Source organism: Pseudomonas sp. GCM10022186, from assembly GCF_042656385.1.
GTDB lineage: Bacteria > Pseudomonadota > Gammaproteobacteria > Pseudomonadales > Pseudomonadaceae > Metapseudomonas.
The window spans coordinates 87,738-105,513 of the sequence record NZ_JBHSOU010000066.1; the positions used below are offsets into that span (position 1 = coordinate 87,738).

Below are 17,776 nucleotides of genomic sequence, written 5' to 3' on the forward strand. Positions count from 1 at the left end.
GACCACGCTTTACCGGTCCACCGTTCGACCTTGAACCTATGCGCAAGTGGTGGAAATCGCGTTGCGATTTCCACCCAACGACCGACCCGCCCTGTGGGAGCGATTTCAATCGCGAATGAATAGGGGGCGACAGACCGGGAAACCGATCAGCGCGGCAGCTCGATGCGGCTGGTTTCCCCCGGCACCACCGGCCAGTCGCCTGCCGCCCAGCGGCTGCGTGCCCGTTCGATCAGCTCCGGGCTGCTGGAGACGAAGTTCCAGTTCATCCGCCGCGGGCCGTCCAGGGGCGAGCCGCCGATCATCACCACCTGGCTGCCGCTGCAGGCCGACAGCACGTATTCCACGCCCTCCGGCAGCACCAGCAGGCTGCGCGGTTCGATCGGCTGGTCGTCCAGCAAGGCTTCGCCGTCCACCAGGTAGAGCGCCCGCTGCGGGTGTTCGCAGGGAATGGTCAGGGTAGCGCCGGCCTCCAGTTGCAGGTCGGCGTAGAGGGTAGGGGAGAGTACCGGCACCGGCGACTCCAGGCAGAAGCCGCTGCCGGCGATCAGGCGGATGCGCACGCCGAGGGACTCCTGCCGGGGCAAACTGGCTGCCGGGAAATGGCTGTAGCTGGGCTCGCAGTCCTCGAGTTCCGTCGGCAGGGCCAGCCACACCTGCAGGCCATGGGCGCGGGAGCCGCTGGCCATCAGGTCCGCCGGGGTGCGTTCGACATGGGCGACACCGCGGCCCGCGGTCATCCAGCTGACGTCGCCAGGCTTCACCCGCTGGTCCGAGCCCAGGCTGTCCTTGTGCTGCAGCTCGCCTTCGAACAGGTAGGTGAGGGTGGACAGGCCGATATGCGGGTGCTGGCGCACGTCCATGCCGGTGCCGGGGGCGTAATCGGCCTCCAGCATATGGTCGAAGAACACGAAGGGCCCGACGCTGCGGCACTGGGCCGAGGGCAGCGGACGGAGGATGGGTTGCCCGGCGACTTCTTCGGCGCGCGGGCGGATGGTGAGGATGTTCATGTCGGCTTCCCGATTGGTCACTGGCTGAAGTCGCCTTCGGCCAGGCGCGTTTCGATGCTCGTTTCCACCTGGGTCATCAGCTTGTGCACCGGGCATTTGTCGGCGATGCGCAGCAGGGTGGCGCGTTGTTCGTCGGTCAGGGCCCCGCGCAGGGTCAGCTTCACGTCCAGGCGGTAGTGGCCCTTGCGCTCCTCGCTGTCGTCGCGGGTGACTTCCACGTCTATGCCGGTCAGCGGGATGCCGTTCTTCTGGGCGTAATAGCTGACCGTCAGGGCCTTGCAGCTGCCCAGTGCGGCATCGTAGTAGTCATGGGGCTCAGGGTCCGCGCCGGCCCCGCCCAGGTCGGTCGGCAGATCGGTGAACAGCGGTGGCTTGCCTGCCAGTTCGATGCGCTGGCGGGTGCCGTGGGCGGAATCACGGGTGAGACGGATGGTCATGGAAGGCCTCCTGGCCGGTGAGCGGATCGGGACCCAGCAAGGCTAGCGCAAAGGGCGGCGGCCGGGCAGCGGGATGCCGGTTTGAACGCTGCCGGGCGGATGCCGGTCTATAGTCGCTGGCACACCCGGGAGGACCAGCCTTGTACCGACTGAGGACCAGCCTCGCCGCACTGCTGCTGGCGGCGACCATGTCCGGCGAAGCGCGGGGCTACCGCTACAGCGACGCCCACCTGCATTACGTGGACTTCTTCCAGGAAAGCGACGGCATGCAAGCCCTGCTGGCGTCGATGGACAGGGGCCGCATCGACCACGTGATGATTTCCGGCATCCCGGTGGCCAAGAAATGGCACGAGGACGAGCCCAAGCGGCCGCGCTACTACGCAGGCGACGATGCCGGCGCCTACTGGTACAGCGCCACCGACGTGCTGGTCGCCGCCGCGGTGAAGCAACTGCCGGCCGAGCAGCGCAAGCGCTTCCATCCCTTCCTCAGCGGCTTCAACCCCAACGACAAGAACGCCGATGCCCACATCCGCCGCATGCTGGAGCTGGACCCGGGGCTCTGGCAGGGCATAGGCGAGGTATTCACCCGCCACGACGACCTCACCGCGCTGATCGATGGCGACACGCCCCGGGCCAACAACGAGGCCATGGGCCGCATCTACCACCTGGCCGCCGAATATGACCTGCCGGTGCTGCTGCATTCCAACATCACCTCCCAGCGCGAGCGCAACCCGCTCTACCTGGAGGAAGTGGAAGAGCCGCTGCGCAACCACCCCCATGTGCGCTTCATCTGGGCCCATGCCGGTTCCAGCATGGAAATCCACCGCCACCAGACGAAGATGGACTTCCTGCTTCCCACCCTGCAACGGCTGCTGGAGGCCTACCCGAACCTCTACATCGACCTGTCCTGGAGTGTGCTGAAACCCTACCTGCTGGATGCCGACGGCAAGCCCGACCGTCGTTGGCTGGCACTGGTGGAGCGGTATCCGGAGCGCTTCATGCTGGGTTCGGACGTGGTGGGGCGTTTCGACGGGCTGGGCGATTACCTTTCGGCCTACGATCCCTTCCTCGACGCCCTGCCCGAAGCGGTGGCGCGCAAGCTGGCGCGGGACAACTTCCTCGCCGTGCTGCCGCGCAAGCACCGGGGCGGGACGGCGCAGTGAGTCTGTCATGCGCTTGTCATGGCCGCGTCATAACCTCGCGCCACCGCAAACAAGGAGCGCGACATGATCCCCTTTCGAATGACAGCACTCATGGCCCTGGGCCTGGCTTCCGGCATGGCCCTGGCGGATGTGCGGGTGGATGGGCCGGTGGAGTACGGCATCTTCGAATCCCAGTACCAGGACTACCAGCCGGGCGAACGCGTGCTGACCCGCAGCAACCAGAGCATCCAGCAGACCGACGAGATCCCGGCGAAGCTGGGCACCAAGTTCGGCATGCGCTACCCCCTGGCCGGCAAGCAGGAAAAGGACACCCCGCTGACCCTGCTCTACCTCACCCCGGGGGTGGTCACGCCGGACGGCAAGCGTCACGACAAGTTCGTGGTGGAGCAGAAGATGGCCCCCGGCGCGCCGCTGGATGTGATGGCCTTCGAGTTCACCGAGCACTATGAAGTGGTGCCGGGGGAGTGGCATTTCATGGTCTTCCAGGGCGATCGCCTGCTGGCCGAGCAGCGCTTCACCGTCCGCTGATCCCGCGCGCTTCGCCACGGCGCGCTATAGTCGCTGGGTCTGAAGCAGGCGCGAGGCGCGGGCCCATGGCCGAACAGATCAGCATCCTGGTGGTGGACGACGACGAGGCCATCCGCGAGCTGCTGCTGGATTACCTCGGCGGCCAGGGCTATCAGGTCCATGCCGTGGGCGACAGCGGCCAGCTGCGCGCGCGGCTGGCCGAGGCGCTGCCCGACCTGGTGCTGCTGGATGTGGGGCTGCCCGGCGAGGACGGCCTGAGCCTGGCGCGCTATCTCCGTGAACACCACGACCTGCCGGTGATCATGGTCTCCGGTGCGGGCACGCCGCTGGATCGCATCGTCGGTCTGGAGGTGGGCGCCGACGACTACCTGGCCAAACCCTTCGATCCCCGCGAGCTGCTGGCGCGGGTCAAGACCGTGCTGCGGCGCTATCGCCGTGCTCCGGCGGCGGCCGCGCAACTGGTGGCGGAGAGCGAGAGCCCCTTCCTCCAGCTGGGCCTCTGCCGCCTCGACCTGCAGAGCCGCCAGCTGTTCGACGCGACCGGTGCGGAAATCCCCCTTACCGCGATGGAGTTCGACCTGCTCCAGGCCTTCGCCCAGCGCCCCAACCGGCCGCTGTCCCGCGACCAGTTGCTGAACCTCACCCAGCACCGCGACTGGAATCCCTTCGACCGTTCCATCGATATCCGCATCGCCCGCCTGCGCCGCAAGCTGGAGCAGGACCCGGACAAGCCGCAGATCATCCGTACCGTGCGCGGCGTGGGCTATATGTTCGTGCCGGGCTGAGTAGGGGCGAATTCATTCGCCAAGCAGGCCGGAGGTCTGCCCTGCCTGCCATCAGGGGGCAGTTGGCGCCGCTCTTGGCGAATGACTTCGCGGTAATTCCGCCCAAGCCGGTACGACGTGTTTGTTTCAATTGTTTCAATGGCCGCCGGGCCCCTCCGGCCGTGGTGTAGCGCTCTTATACTCAGGCTGTCCACCCCGCCCCGGAGGGCCTCCCGGTGAGCCAGCCCCTGTCCAGCCGCTTCGAGATCCGTGCCGAAGAGCATCACTTGCGGCAGATCGTCGACAACAGCAGCGCGGTGATCTACGTGAAGGACCTCGACGGCCGCCTGGTACTGGTCAACCGGGCCTTCGAGCGCTTGTTCAAGGTGCGCGCCGAACGGGTGCTTGGCCACACCGACCACGAGTTCTTCCCCAAGGAGGTGGCCGACGTACTGCGGGCCAACGACCTGCGCGTGATCCAGCTCGGCCATGAGCTGGAGTTCGAGGAGCAGGTGCCCATGGGCGGGGGCATGCGCACCTACCTGTCGAACAAGTTCCCGCTCTTCGACGGCGAGGGACGGGTCAGTGCCATCTGCGGCATATCCACCGACATCAGCTCGCGCAAGGGCCTGGAAGAGGTGCTGCGCTTCGTCGCCCTCGGGGTTTCGGCCGCCACCGGCAACGAGGTGTTCGAGGCCATCGCGCGCTACATGGTGCGTTCGCTGAACGCCGATTTCGCCTTCGTCAGCCGCATCAGCGACCAGGGGCCGCAGTGCCTGACCACCCTGGCGCTCTATTACGGGGGGCAGCTGCACGAGAACGCCACCTACGACCTCAAGGGCACGCCCTGCGCCGAAGTGTTCGGTCGCAGTTTCCATTTCGTGCCGCGGGACCTGCGCTGTTCCTATCCCACTGACGAGGTGCTGGCCGCCTTCGGTGTCGACAGCTATGCCGGCTACCCGCTGTTCGCCAGCGACGGCCGGCCCCTGGGCCTGATCGCTGCCGGGCGGCTCGGGCCCATGAGCGACCGCGACAAGGTGGAGTCCGTGCTGCGCATCTTCTCGGTGCGGGCCGCGGCCGAAATCGAGCGGCTGGAGGCGGAGGCCAGCTACAGGGCGATCTTCGACACATCGGAGGACGCCATCTTCGTCCACGACATCGACAGTGGCGCCCTGGTGGACGTCAATCCCAAGGCCTGTAGGACCTATGGCTACAGCTATGAGGAAATGCTCAAGCTGGACATCGATGCCTTCAGCGCCGGCTATGCGCCCTACACCGGCAAGGAGGCGGCCGGCTACCTGGCCCGCGCCGCCGCCGGCGAGGTGCAGCGCTTCGAATGGCACAGGCGCAATCGGGACGGCAGCCTGCATTGGGACGACGTGCTGCTCAAGCGCGTGACCATCGGCGGCATCGACCGCATCCTCGGCATCGCCTGCGAGATCACCCAGCGCAAGGAGGCTGAGCAGGCCCTGCGTGCCAGCGAGCTGCAGTACCGCACCATCACCAACACCGCCCTGGATTGCTTCATCAGCATGGACGAGGCGGGCCGGGTTCTGGCCTTCAACCCGGCGGCCGAGCGCTGTTTCGGCATCAGCCGCGAGCAGGCCATGGGCCATTCGCTGCTGAAACTGATCATTCCGCCGCGGTTTCGCGAGTCCTACGAGCGCGCCCTGGAACATCACGTGGAGACCGGCGAGGGCGCTTTCCTCGGCAAGCGCATGGAAGTGGTGGCGCAGCGTGCCGATGGCCGCGAATTTCCCGCCGAGCTGGCCCTGACCCAGGTTCCCGGCGACGAGGGGCCGCGCTTCATCTGCTACCTGCGCGATATCACCGAGCGCACCCAGGCCGAAGAAGAACGTGCCCGCCTGGAACAGCAACTGCGCCAGGCCCAGCGCATGGAGGCCATAGGTCACCTCACCGGCGGCATCGCCCACGATTTCAACAATCTGCTGACCAGCATGCTGGGTTATACGGTGATGGCCCAGGAGCTGGCGGAGCAGGGGCGCGACGAGCGCCTGGGCAAGTACCTGGCGCGGGTGCAGCGATCGGCGGAAAAGGCCCGTGACCTGATCCAGCAGATGCTCACCTTCAGCCGCGGCAGCCGTGGCAAGCCGCAATTGGTGGCGCTGGATCGGCTATTGGGGGACTTCATCCGCCTGGTGGACTCCACCCTGCCGGCCACGGTCGAGCTGGACGTGCAGCTGGACCACGATCTGCCGCGCGTCCTGGCCGATCCGGTGCAACTGGAGCAAGTGCTGATGAACCTCTGCATCAACGCCCGCGACGCCATGGGCAGTGTCGGGCAGTTGCGCGTCAGCCTGGGCCAGGAGGAGCTGGAGGGCGTCTGCGCGTCCTGCCAGCAGCGGATCAGGGGCGATTTCGTCGCGCTCACCGTCAGCGACAGCGGGCCGGGCATCGATCCGACGTTGCGGGCGCAGATCTTCGAGCCGTTCTTTTCCACCAAGGCCAGCGGGCAGGGCAGTGGCATGGGGCTGTCCATGGTGCACGGCATCGTCCACGAGTACGGCGGCCACATCCAGCTGGACAGCGCGCCGGGTTGCGGTGCCACCTTCCGCGTGCTGATGCCCGCCCATAGCCTGACGGCCGGCGCGGAAGAGGGCGGTGTGCCGGCTGACGAGCGCCTGCCGCAGCGTTCGGCCCTCGATGGGCGGGTGGCGGTAGTGGACGACGACGCCACGGTTGCCGAATTCATGGGCGAGCTGCTGGAAGGCTGGGGCCTCACGCCCGGCATTTTCTGCGACGCCGAGCAGGCCAGCCAGCAGCTCTGCGCCGACCCCTATGCCTGGGACTTCGTCATCCTCGACCAGAGCATGCCGCGCCTTTCCGGCCTGCAACTGGCGCGGCGCCTGCTGGCCTCCCGTGCCGACCTGCCCATCGTGCTCTACACCGGCTTCAGCGATTCGCTGCTGGAGAGCGATGTGCAGCAGCAGGGGGTCAAGGCCCTGCTGACCAAGCCCCTGAACCAGCAGCGCCTGCACCAGTTGTTGCAGGCCTGGCTGGGCGGCCCGGGGCGCGGATACAAAGCGGAAACAAACTGAGCGCTGCCAGCCATAGGGCTGATACAGGCCGGGGCCACTCTGGAGTCCAGGGCGGAGCGATGCCGCCGACCAGAACCCCAGGCAGGAGCGCATCATGTTCACCTACTTCAAGCGCGTATCGATCTTTCTCTACGGCCTGATCAGCTATCTGATCTTCTTCGCCACCTTCGTCTATTCCATCGGCTTCGTCGCCAACCTGCCATTCGCGCCGCGAACCCTGGACGGCGAGCCGCGCCTGCCGTTCTGGACCGCCCTCGGGATCGACGTACTGCTGCTGGGGCTCTTCGCCGTCCAGCACAGCCTGATGGCCCGCCCGGCCTTCAAGGCCTGGTGGGCCCAGTGGATACCGCCGGCGGCCGAACGCAGCACCTACGTGCTGTTCTCCAGCCTGGCGCTGATCCTGCTGTACAGCTACTGGCAACCCCTGGGTGGCGAGATCTGGAACATCGAGAACCGCTCCGGCCGGCTGGTGCTGGGCGCCACCTTCGGTTTCGGCTGGGCCCTGGTGTTCTACGCCACGCTGCTGATCAACCACTTCGACCTGTTCGGCGTGCGCCAGGTGTGGCTCAACCTGCTGGGCAAGCCCTACACCGGCTTGGCGTTCAAGACCCCGGGCGCCTATAAGCTGGTGCGTCACCCGCTCTATCTGGGCTGGTTCCTGTGCTTCTGGGCGACCCCGACCATGAGCGCGGCCCACCTGCTGTTCGCAGTGCTGACCAGCCTCTACATCCTTGCCGCCATCCAGCTGGAAGAGCGCGACCTGCTGCGGGAACACCCCGAATACGCCGAGTACCGGCGCCAGGTGCCCATGCTGCTGCCGCGCATCGGTGGCGGCGCCAAGGCCGAGAACGATCGCGAAGCGGCCTGATCGCCGGGAAACGAGAAGGGCGCCGTACTGGTGCCCTTTTTCGTTCGTGCTGGGCAGCGAAGCTGCCCCGTAAGTTGGTGCGGGCCACGCTGGTCCGAGCCTGCGAGGCCCAACGAAACCCAGGTGGCTCGTTGTTGGGCCTCGTTCCGCTACCCAACCTACGGCAGGTCTGCGACCTGCTTCAGACCACGAAGCGGGCGATCATAGTGTTCAGCTCGACGGCCAGGCGCGACAGCTCGTGGCTGGCGGCGGAGGTCTGGTCGGCGCCCGCCGAGGTTTGCACCGAGATATCGCGGATGTTCACCAGGTTGCGGTCCACTTCCCGGGCGACCTGGGCCTGCTGCTCCGACGCCGTGGCGATGAGCAGGGTGCGTTCATTGATCTCGCCGGCCTGCCGGGCAATCTCGTGCAGCGCCTGGCCGGCCCCCTCGGCTACTTCGAGCATCTGCCGCGCGTGCTGGTCGCTCTGGTTCATGGCATCGACCGCCGCGCCGGAGCCGACCTGAATCCTGGTGATCATCTGCTCGATCTCCCGGGTCGACTCCTGGGTGCGATGGGCCAGGGCACGCACTTCGTCCGCCACCACCGCGAATCCGCGGCCCTGCTCGCCGGCCCGGGCCGCCTCGATGGCGGCGTTGAGGGCCAGCAGGTTGGTCTGCTCGGCAATGGCGCGGATCACATCGAGCACCTTGGCGATGCCCTGGGCCTGCTCGGCGAGGTCCGCCACCAATTGCGTGGTGTCGGCGACTTCCCGGCTCATGTCGCGAATGGCCCGGACGGTTTCCTCGACCTTCACGCGGCCGGCCTGCGCGACCCCCTCTGAGGCGGTGGCGGCTTCCGAGGTGGAGGTGGCGTTGCGCGCCACTTCCTCGACAGCCGTGCTCATCTGGTTCACGGCCGTTGCGGCCATCTCGATCTCGTCGTGCTGGCGGTGCAGCGAATGGTTGCCTTCCTCGGTCACTGCATTCAGCTGTTCGGCGGCGGAGGCGAGCTGGGTGGCCGAGTGGCCGATACGCTCGATGGTGTCGTGCAGGTTCTGCCGCATGGCCTGCAAGGCCTGCATCAATCGGGCGGGCTCGTCGCGCCCGGCGGTGTCCAGCTGGCCGGTGAGATCGCCGCCGGCCACCTGCTCGGCGGCGCGCATGGCGTCGCGGATGGGCCGGACGATACTGCGGGTCAGCAGCCAGGCGACGGTGACGCTGGCCAGCACCGCGAGCAGCATCACCAGCACCACGGAACGGGTGGCGTCGTTGACGACTTCGTCGCCCAGCCGGCTGGAGCTCTGTGCCTGCCGGCGGTCCAGGTCGATCAGTGCGGCGAGGTTGCGCGAGAGGTCCTCGTAGCGCTCGTTCCGCTCGCCGCGAATCAGCGCGTAGGCGCGCTCGGTGTCGTTGCGCCGCGACAGCTGCAGCAGGGCCTTGTGGCTGTCCATGTAGTCGCGGCTGGCGGTGACTATCGCCTCGAACAGCCGCTTCTCCTCCGGGAGCTCCAGCAGTGGGCGGTAAGCCTGCTGGACCTTCGCCAGTTCGGCGAGCAGCTCCTCCATGCGCCGCTCCTGGGCGTCCATGCCGGCATCGTCCCGGGCCAGCACGTGGTTCATTTCGCTGAGGTGGAACTCGGACAGGAGCAGGCCCATCTGCCCGGAGAGTTGGACACTGGGCAGCCAGAGTTCGCTGATCCGGGCGGAGGCCTGGTTGATGGCGGCCATGCGGTTGTGGGCGAAGCCGCCGAGGCCGACCAGCATCAGGGTGATGATGGCGAACCCGATGGCCGCACGGTATGCGATGGGCAGTTGGCGAAGGAACATGCGTCTACTCCGATCCGGGACTGGTGGGATGTTGCTGGTCCCTGTAGCGGAGCCTGGCGGCGGTTCTTGATAGCGGGATGGACGGTTCGGAAAGGCCCTACGGACTTTGGGGAAGGTCGCGTCAGGCCCAGAAACGACAACGCCCGTATCCAGGGGATACGGGCGTTGCGGGTGCTACGGAGCGGATCAGCCCTGGTAGCGCTTCAGTACCAGGGTGGCGTTGGTGCCGCCGAAGCCGAAGCTGTTGGACATGACGGTGTCGATCTTGGCGTTCTCGCGGGTCTCGCGCAGGATCGGCAGGTCGGCCACTTCCGGGTCCAGCTCCTCGATGTTGGCGGAACCGGCCATGAAGTTGCCTTCCATCATCAGCAGGCAGTAGATGGCTTCCTGCACGCCAGCGGCGCCCAGGGAGTGGCCGGACAGGCTCTTGGTGGAGCTGATGGCCGGGGCCTTGTCACCGAACACGGTGCGTACGCCACGGATTTCCGCCACGTCGCCCACCGGAGTGGAGGTGCCGTGGGTATTCAGGTAGTCGATCGGGGTGTCGACGGTGGACAGCGCCTGCTGCATGCAGCGAATCGCGCCTTCGCCGCTCGGGGCCACCATGTCGTAGCCGTCGGAGGTGGCGCCGTAGCCGACGATCTCGGCATAGATCTTGGCACCGCGCTTGAGCGCGTGCTCCAGCTCCTCGACCACCACCATGCCGCCGCCGCCGGCGATGACGAAGCCGTCACGCTTGGCGTCGTAGGCGCGGGAGGCCTTCTCGGGGGTTTCGTTGTACTGGGTGGACAGGGCGCCCATGGCGTCGAACAGGCAGCTCTGGCTCCAATGCTCTTCTTCACCGCCGCCGGCGAAGACCATGTCCTGCTTGCCCAGCTGGATCTGTTCCATGGCCTGGCCGATGCAATGGGCGCTGGTGGCGCAGGCCGAGGAGATGGAGAAGTTCACGCCCTTGATCTGGAAGGGGGTGGCCAGGCAGGCGGAAACGGTGCTGCCCATGGTGCGGGTCACGCGGTATGGGCCGATGCGCTTGACGCCCTTTTCGCGCAGGGTGTCGATGGCTTCCATCTGGTTGACGGTGGAAGCACCGCCGGAGCCGGCGATCAGGCCCACGCGCGGGTTGGAGATCTGCTCGGCGGTCAGGCCGGCGTCCTCGATGGCCTGCTGCATGGCCAGGTAGGCGTAGGCAGCGGCATCGCCCATGAAGCGGAAGATCTTGCGATCGATCAGCTCTTCCAGGTTCAGATCAACGGAACCGGAAACCTGGCTGCGCAGACCCATTTCCGCGTAGGACGGGTTGTGGCGGATACCGGCCTTGCCGGCGCGCAGGTTGGCGGAAACAGTGGCTTTGTCATTGCCCAGGCAGGAGACGATGCCCAGGCCAGTGATCACGACGCGACGCATGCGGATGTCCTTCAGAAGCTGTCGGTAGAGGTGAACAGGCCGACGCGCAGGCCTTCGGCGCTGTAGATCTCGCGGCCGTCGACGGCAACGGTGCCATCGGCGATGCCGAGGATCAGCGAACGGTTAATAGTGCGCTTGATATGGATGTTGTAGGTGATCTTTTTCGCGGACGGCAGGACCTGGCCGAAGAATTTGACTTCGCCGGAGCCGAGCGCGCGGCCACGGCCGGGATTGCCCTGCCAGCCGAGGAAGAAACCGACCAGCTGCCACATGGCGTCGAGGCCGAGGCAGCCGGGCATGACCGGGTCGCCTTCGAAATGGCAGGCGAAGAACCACAGGTCAGGATTGATATCGAGCTCGGCGACGATCTCGCCTTTGCCGTACTTCCCGCCGGTCTCGCTGATATGCACGATGCGGTCGATCATCAGCATGTTGGGGGCGGGCAGTTGCGCATTACCAGGGCCGAACAGCTCGCCGCGGCTGCAGCGCAGCAGGTCTTCCCGGGTATAGGCGTTTTGTTTTGTCATGCGAGCTCCTCAATGGTCCCCGTGTGGCACAGGGCTTTGCATTCATCCTTCTGCCGTGGCCACAGGGGCGTCAGGCGGCAGACTAGTCATAGACTGTTGCGTTGCGGTGAAAGTCACAGAGCGACGAGCACAGTCGTTCACCCACGTGGCATTGGCCAGCCGCACGGAGCGCACCGAAGGGCGCCCGCTCGCAAAGTGTGGTGCACTTTAACATCCCCGGGCCCTCGACGAATGTCTGGAAACGGCAGCAAGGGGGTCAGTCCGACGGCTTGTTCATCCAGCGCTGCATCACCCGCTGCAGGTCGGCGCGCTTGAACGGCTTGGCCAGGTAGTCGTTCATGCCCGCGGCCAGACAGGCTTCGCGGTCGCCCTGCAGGGCGTTGGCGGTGAGGGCGATGATCGGCAATGTGGCGCCATCATTCATCTGGCGAATCTGCCGGGTGGCTTCGTAGCCATCCAGCACCGGCAGGCGACAGTCCATGAGGATCGCCGCATAGCGGTGGCGCGACGCCTGGTGCACCGCCTGGGCGCCGTCGCCCACCAGGCTGACCTGGTAGCCGAGGCTGCGCAGCATCGCTTCGATCACGGTCTGGTTGACCGGATTGTCCTCGACCAGCAGCACCTGCTGGCCGCTGGCCGTTTCCGGGCTCTGCGCCCGATCGCGGACCACGTCCGAATCCTGGGTGCGGAACGGCAGGGGGATCTCCAGAGTGAAGACCGAGCCGGAGCCCTCGTGGCTTTCCGCCTGCAGGGTGCCGCCCATGCGCTCGGCCAGGGTGCGGGCAATGGGCAGGCCGAGGCCGGTGCCGCCGTAGCGACGGGAAATCGAATGATCGGCCTGCTGGAAGGCGTCGAACATGTGCTCGAGTCGATCCGGCGGGATGCCGATGCCGCTGTCGTGCACCGCGCAGGTGAACCAGAGCACTTCGCTGTCCAGGGCCTGCCAGCGGGTTTTCACCCTGATGCCGCCTTCTTCGGTGAATTTCAGGGCATTGCCCACCAGGTTGACCAGGATCTGCCGCAGGCGCGTCGGGTCGCCCTGAACTTCCACGCGCTCCAGGCCGCCCTGGGTATCCAGGGTCAGGTCCAGGCCGCGTTGCTGGGCGCTGTGCTGGAACACCTGCACCGAACCCTGGATCAGTTCCAGCAGGTTGAAGGGAATGCGCTCCAGTTCCAGGGCGCCGCGCTCGATACGGGAAAAGTCGAGGATGTCGTTGATCACCTTCAAGAGGTGCTCGGTGGATTCCGTGGCCAGCGCCGCGTACTCCGTCTGCTCCTCGTTCATCTCGGTGGTTTCCAGCAGCTGCAGCATGCCCAGCACGCCATTCATGGGAGTTCGCAGCTCGTGACTCATCATCGCCAGGAAGTCGGACTTGGCCCGGTTCGCCATCTCGGCCTCCTCGCGGGCCTTGATCAGCTGGTCCATCGCCCGCTGCTGTTCGTGGCTGGCCTGTTCGAGGCCGCTGGCGAGGTTGTTGAGGTGGCGGCCGAGGTCGCCCAGTTCGCTGTCGTCCACCACGGGCAGGCTGGCGTTGTAGTTTCCGTCCTGAATCGCCTTGACCGCCTCGCCCATGGCGCTGATGGGCTGTGACAGGCGGGTTGCCAGGCGACGGGCCAGGAGGAAGGTGAGGAGCAGGGCGATCAGCGCCAGCACCGTGGCCTTGAGGAGGATTTCCTGCTGGCGGCTGCTGAAGGCGTCATTGGACATGCCCACCACCACGCGACCCAGGTAGTTGCCGTTGTCGCTACGGCTATTTGTCCCGGTGCGGGTCTGACGTGCCTGCAGGTGCACCTGCTGCAGGACGATGGGGGCGTGGAACACTTCCACCTGGGTGCCGCTTTTCTCCAGGCTTTCCTGCTGCTCCAGGTAGACCAGGATGTTGTCGGCGCGATCGCGAACTTCGAGAAAACGCACATGGGGTGTGCCCAGGCTCGCCTGGAGCAGGCCTTCGAGGACCTCCAGCTTGCCGCTCACCACACCGTACTCCGCAGCCGGGGCGAGCTGGCTGGCGATCAGCTGGCCGGTGTGGTTCAGCTCCTGGCGCAGGTCCTGCAAGCGCGCGAAGGTGAAGAAGCCGGTGAGCAGCAGGGTGAGCAGCAGCGCCGGGCCGAGACTGATCAATTGGGTGCGGGTATGGATATCCCAGCGGTGTCCCAGGGTCATGGCCGCGATTCCCCTTCGGCGGCAGTCGCGGCCGGGCGGGTACGGTCGTGGCCCGGCGCGGGCCGGAATGCCGGGAAGCGGTGGGAGGGGCGGCGCATCATCCTTCGGCCTCGGTACGGGGGCGTCCTTGGGGAGCAGTCTATGCTGGAACTCTAGTCCCCTTATGCCCCGATGCTGGGGAAATTCGAGACCTGGGGCTTGCCGAATGGAGAAAAACGCTCCTGCGGCGCCGGCATCGGTCGAACTTGCGGCATCTTAACCGAGGCCAGTCGCTTTGCCAGCGCAAAGGCTCTGGATTGAGACTGGCCGGTCGGCGGCGGCGCCGTATAATGCGCGGATTCGCCATACCTTTGGCCTACATGGACTTGTCATGACTGAACAGCAACCCGTCGCGGTGCTCGGTGGCGGCAGCTTCGGCACTGCCATCGCCAACCTGCTGGCCGAGAATGGCCAGCGCGTGCGCCAGTGGATGCGCGACCCGGAGCAGGCCGAGGCGATCCGTACCCAGCGCGAGAACCCGCGCTACCTCAAGGGCGTGAAGATCCACCCCGGCGTGGAGCCGGACAACGACCTGGCCGCCGTCCTCGGCGATTGCGAGCTGGTGTTCGTCGCCGTGCCGTCCAGCGCATTGCGCAAGGTACTGGAGCCGGTGGCGGGCCAGCTGGCCGGCAAGCTGCTGATCAGCACCACCAAGGGTATCGAGGCGCAGAGCTTCAAGCTGATGAGCCAGATACTCGAGGAAGTGGCTCCGGACGCCCGTATCGGGGTGATTTCCGGCCCCAACCTGGCCAAGGAAATCGCCGACCATGCCCTCACCGCCACCGTTGTCGCCAGCGAGGACGCCGAGCTGTGCAGGCGCGTGCAGGACGCCCTGCACGGGCGCACCTTCCGCGTCTATGCCAGCCAGGACCGCTTCGGCGTCGAACTGGGTGGGGCGCTGAAGAACGTCTACGCCATCATGTCCGGCATGGCCGCCGCCCTGGGCATGGGCGAGAACACCAAGAGCATGCTGATCACCCGCGCCCTGGCCGAGATGACCCGCTTCGCCGTCAAGCTCGGTGCCAACCCCATGACCTTCCTGGGGCTGGCCGGCGTCGGCGACCTGATCGTCACCTGCTCCTCGCCCAAGAGCCGCAACTACCAGGTGGGCTTCGCCCTGGGCGAGGGCCTGTCCCTGGAGGACGCCGTGGCGCGCCTGGGCGAGGTGGCGGAAGGGGTCAACACCCTCAAGGTGTTGAAGGCCCGCGCCGAAGAGATGCAGGTCTACATGCCGCTGGTCGCGGGGCTGCATGCCATTCTTTTCGAGGGACGTACGCTGGCCCAGGTGATCGAGGCGCTGATGCGCGGCGAGCCCAAGACAGACGTAGACTTCATACCAACCACCGGCTTCTGAGCCACGCTTTCGGACAAGGAGACCCCCATGAGTGAAGAGCGTGAAGACCTGCAGCGCGAGCACATCCTGCTGCGCGTCATGTGGATGCTGATTTTCGTCATCGTCTGGCAACTGGCCGAGATCGTGCTCGGCGCCGTGGTCCTGCTGCAGCTGGGCTACCGCGCCTTCTATGGCGCGCCCAACGCCGGCCTGCTGGCCTTCGGCGACAGCCTGAGCCAGTACCTGGCACAGATCGGTCGCTTCGGTACCTTCAATACCGAAGAAAAACCCTGGCCCTTCGCCGACTGGCCCGAGGCTCGCGCCGCCGAGGGCGAGGCGCCCCACGAAGTGCCGCCGGCCGCCCACCCAGTGCGCGACGAAGAACCCAAGCTATGAGGCTCTGGCTGCTGCGTCACGGCGAGGCCGAGCCGCGTGCCCGCACCGACGCGGAGCGCGAGCTGACTCGCCACGGCCGCAAGGAAGTGCTGCACAGCGCCGCCCAGCTCGCCGGGCGGCCGCTGGGCGCGATACTCGCCAGCCCCTACGTGCGGGCGCAGCAGAGCGCCGAACTGGTTCGCGATGCCCTGGGATTCAGCGGTGCCGTCGGCACCGCGCCCTGGCTGACCCCGGACAGCGACCCGCGCGAGGCCCTGAACTACCTGGCCGAGCGCAGCGAGCAGGAACTCCTGCTGGTGACCCACAACCCCTTCGTCAGCGAGCTGGCCGGCCTGCTGATCCATGGCCATCGCCAGGAGCCGCTGCCCATGAGCACGGCCAGCCTGGCGGAGCTGGATGGCGACCTGCTGATCCCCGGCCTGATGTCCCTGCGCGCCTTGCATCACGTTCGCCATCACTGACGAATCGCAACATTTCTTAACTTGCGCCTCCTCCGGGTGCGTGGAATAGTCGGCCGAGCAAGTGCTTGGTTGTCCCCCACAAAAAGAATAAAGGAGGAGGCCCTGTGGCTGATGCAGTCCGTTTGCCGCTTGAAATTTTCTTCGAACGCGAAGCCCGTCACCCGAACAAACGCTACCTGGTCCAGCCGCTCGGCGGCGGCAGGATCGAAGAGCTGACCTGGGCCGACGTGGGCGAGCAGGCCCGCAGGGCCGCCAGCTGGTTACGGGGGCGCGACCTGCCGCAAGGCAGCCGCATCGCCATCATCTCCAAGAACTGTGCCCACTGGATCATCGCCGACCTCGCCATCTGGATGGCCGGTCACGTTTCCGTCCCGCTCTATCCCAACCTCAACGCCGAATCCGTCCGCCAGGTCCTGGCGCATTCCGAGTCGGCCCTGGCCTTCATCGGCAAGCTCGACGACTGGCCGGCGATGGCCGACGGCATTCCCCCTGGCGTGCCGACCATCGCCTTGCCGATTCACCCCGCCGGTTCGTTCGACTTCGGCTGGGCCGACCTGCAGGCCGCCAACCCGATCCAGGACCGCCCCCGGAGCGCTCCCGACCAGCTCGCCACCATCATCTACACCTCCGGCACAACCGGCACGCCCAAGGGCGTGATGCACAACTTCAGCAACTTCGCCTTCGCCGCCAGCCAGGGCGTGCAACTGTTCCAGACCGGCGAAGAGGACCGCCTGCTCTCCTATCTGCCGCTGTGCCACGTGGCCGAGCGCATGTTCGTCGAAATGGGTTCGCTCTACGCCGGGCAGACGGTGTTTTTCGCCGAGAGCCTGGACACTTTCCTCGACGACCTGCGCCGGGCCCGGCCCACCGCCATCTTCGGCGTGCCGCGGATCTGGACCAAGTTCCAGATGGGGGTCTACGCGAAAATGCCGGCGCACAAGCTCGATCGCTTGCTCGGCATACCCATCCTCGGCCGCATGGTCGGGCGCAAGGTGCTCGCCGGCCTCGGCCTGGATGCCGTGCGCAACGCCCTGTGCGGCGCCGCACCGGTGCCCGGGGCGCTGCTGGACTGGTACAAGCGACTCGGCCTGGAAGTGCGGGAGGTCTACGGCATGACCGAGAACTGCGGTTACTCCCACCTGTGCCGCACGGGTGAGCTGAAGCCCGGCTGGATCGGCCGCAACAGCCCCGGCGTGGAAGTGCGCATCAGCGAGGAGGGCGAGGTGCAGGTGCGCAGCGGCGCCACCATGCAGGGCTACTACAAGGACCTGGAGAAGACCGCCGAAACCGTCACCGAGGACGGCTACCTGCGCACCGGCGACAAGGGCGAGCAGGACGCCGAGGGCAACCTGCGCCTGACCGGCCGCATCAAGGAAATCTTCAAGACCAGCAAGGGCAAGTACGTGGCCCCTGCGCCCATCGAGAACCGCCTGGCGGTGCATCCGCGCATCGAGCAGGTCTGTGTGGTGGGCGATGGCCTGCCGCAACCCATGGCGCTCTGCGTGCTGTCCGAAGTGGGGCGGCAGGAAGCGGCCAACGGTGCCCGCTCGGACCTGGAGATCAGCCTGCGCAGCCTGCTGGACGAGGTCAACGGCGCCCTGGACAAGCACGAGCGCCTGCAGGGACTGGTGCTGGTCAAGGATGTCTGGGCGGTGGACAACGGCTTTCTCACGCCCACCCTGAAGATCAAGCGCAACAAAGTCGAGGATGCCTACGGCAAGCGTTTCCCCGAGTGGCTCGAGCGCCAGGAAGCGGTGCTCTGGCACGAATGAACCCGACCGGCCGGGACGCGCCGTCCCGGCCCTCAGCCAGGAGTGAT

Annotated in this window: 15 protein-coding genes and 1 pseudogene; 9 read left to right on the forward strand and 7 right to left on the reverse strand. The window is 66.6% G+C overall.

Annotated features, from left to right (window positions below; translation table 11 throughout):
• Positions 1-146 precede the first annotated feature (146 nt).
• On the reverse strand, positions 147-1,007 hold the full coding sequence (locus ACFPU0_RS23655; protein WP_377695727.1) for a pirin family protein: 861 nt from the start codon (positions 1,005-1,007) through the stop codon (positions 147-149).
• A 17-nt stretch (positions 1,008-1,024) separates the two neighbouring features.
• Positions 1,025-1,444: an OsmC family protein gene (locus tag ACFPU0_RS23660; RefSeq protein ID WP_377695728.1), complete on the reverse strand. Its 420-nt coding sequence runs from the start codon at positions 1,442-1,444 to the stop codon at positions 1,025-1,027.
• A gap of 188 nt (positions 1,445-1,632) precedes the next feature.
• Here ACFPU0_RS23660 and ACFPU0_RS23665 point away from each other — a divergent pair, with 188 nt between their 5' ends.
• The 5 genes from ACFPU0_RS23665 (at position 1,633) to mddA (ending at position 7,826) form a co-directional block, all read left to right on the forward strand.
• Positions 1,633-2,607, forward strand: coding sequence for an amidohydrolase family protein (locus ACFPU0_RS23665; RefSeq protein ID WP_377695931.1), 975 nt, complete (start codon positions 1,633-1,635; stop codon positions 2,605-2,607).
• A 63-nt stretch (positions 2,608-2,670) separates the two neighbouring features.
• Complete coding sequence (locus ACFPU0_RS23670; RefSeq protein ID WP_377695729.1) at positions 2,671-3,135, forward strand: DUF3859 domain-containing protein; 465 nt, start codon at positions 2,671-2,673, stop codon at positions 3,133-3,135.
• A 65-nt stretch (positions 3,136-3,200) separates the two neighbouring features.
• Complete coding sequence (locus ACFPU0_RS23675; RefSeq protein ID WP_377695730.1) at positions 3,201-3,920, forward strand: response regulator; 720 nt, start codon at positions 3,201-3,203, stop codon at positions 3,918-3,920.
• Positions 3,921-4,135: 215 nt separating this feature from the next.
• Positions 4,136-6,958, forward strand: coding sequence for a PAS domain-containing hybrid sensor histidine kinase/response regulator (locus ACFPU0_RS23680; protein ID WP_377695731.1), 2,823 nt, complete (start codon positions 4,136-4,138; stop codon positions 6,956-6,958).
• A 94-nt stretch (positions 6,959-7,052) separates the two neighbouring features.
• On the forward strand, positions 7,053-7,826 hold the full coding sequence (gene mddA, locus ACFPU0_RS23685; protein ID WP_377695732.1) for a methanethiol S-methyltransferase: 774 nt from the start codon (positions 7,053-7,055) through the stop codon (positions 7,824-7,826).
• A gap of 181 nt (positions 7,827-8,007) precedes the next feature.
• On the opposite strand, the gene ACFPU0_RS29455 is transcribed toward mddA, so the two are convergent.
• From ACFPU0_RS29455 to ACFPU0_RS23705, 5 genes and pseudogenes are all read right to left on the reverse strand, one after another.
• Positions 8,008-8,889, reverse strand: coding sequence for a methyl-accepting chemotaxis protein (locus tag ACFPU0_RS29455; RefSeq protein WP_417715041.1), 882 nt, complete (start codon positions 8,887-8,889; stop codon positions 8,008-8,010).
• Positions 8,863-9,633: pseudogene (locus ACFPU0_RS29460) on the reverse strand (MCP four helix bundle domain-containing protein); the annotation flags it as partial. The gene ACFPU0_RS29455 and the pseudogene ACFPU0_RS29460, both read right to left, overlap by 27 nt.
• 186 nt (positions 9,634-9,819) lie before the next feature.
• On the reverse strand, positions 9,820-11,037 hold the full coding sequence (gene fabB, locus ACFPU0_RS23695; protein ID WP_377695734.1) for a beta-ketoacyl-ACP synthase I: 1,218 nt from the start codon (positions 11,035-11,037) through the stop codon (positions 9,820-9,822).
• 11 nt (positions 11,038-11,048) lie between these two features.
• A complete protein-coding gene (fabA, locus tag ACFPU0_RS23700; RefSeq protein WP_377695735.1) occupies positions 11,049-11,564 on the reverse strand; it encodes a 3-hydroxyacyl-[acyl-carrier-protein] dehydratase FabA in 516 nt (171 codons plus the stop codon).
• 256 nt (positions 11,565-11,820) lie between these two features.
• Positions 11,821-13,728, reverse strand: coding sequence for an ATP-binding protein (locus tag ACFPU0_RS23705; protein ID WP_377695736.1), 1,908 nt, complete (start codon positions 13,726-13,728; stop codon positions 11,821-11,823).
• A 370-nt stretch (positions 13,729-14,098) separates the two neighbouring features.
• On the opposite strand from ACFPU0_RS23705, the gene ACFPU0_RS23710 reads away from it, so the two are divergent.
• The 4 genes from ACFPU0_RS23710 (at position 14,099) to ACFPU0_RS23725 (ending at position 17,729) form a co-directional block, all read left to right on the forward strand.
• The gene (locus tag ACFPU0_RS23710) at positions 14,099-15,121 is read left to right on the forward strand and encodes an NAD(P)H-dependent glycerol-3-phosphate dehydrogenase (RefSeq protein WP_377695737.1); all 1,023 of its coding nucleotides are present in this window, start codon (positions 14,099-14,101) and stop codon (positions 15,119-15,121) included.
• 27 nt (positions 15,122-15,148) lie between these two features.
• Entirely contained in the window at positions 15,149-15,496 is a 348-nt protein-coding gene (locus tag ACFPU0_RS23715; RefSeq protein ID WP_377695738.1) for a DUF4389 domain-containing protein, read from the forward strand.
• On the forward strand, positions 15,493-15,957 hold the full coding sequence (sixA, locus tag ACFPU0_RS23720) for a phosphohistidine phosphatase SixA (protein ID WP_377695739.1): 465 nt from the start codon (positions 15,493-15,495) through the stop codon (positions 15,955-15,957). The genes ACFPU0_RS23715 and sixA overlap by 4 nt, the downstream gene beginning before the upstream one ends.
• Before the next feature lie 104 nt (positions 15,958-16,061).
• Positions 16,062-17,729 (forward strand): AMP-binding protein, encoded by a 1,668-nt coding sequence (locus ACFPU0_RS23725; protein ID WP_377695740.1) that lies wholly within the window; start codon positions 16,062-16,064, stop codon positions 17,727-17,729.
• Positions 17,730-17,776 lie beyond the last annotated feature (47 nt).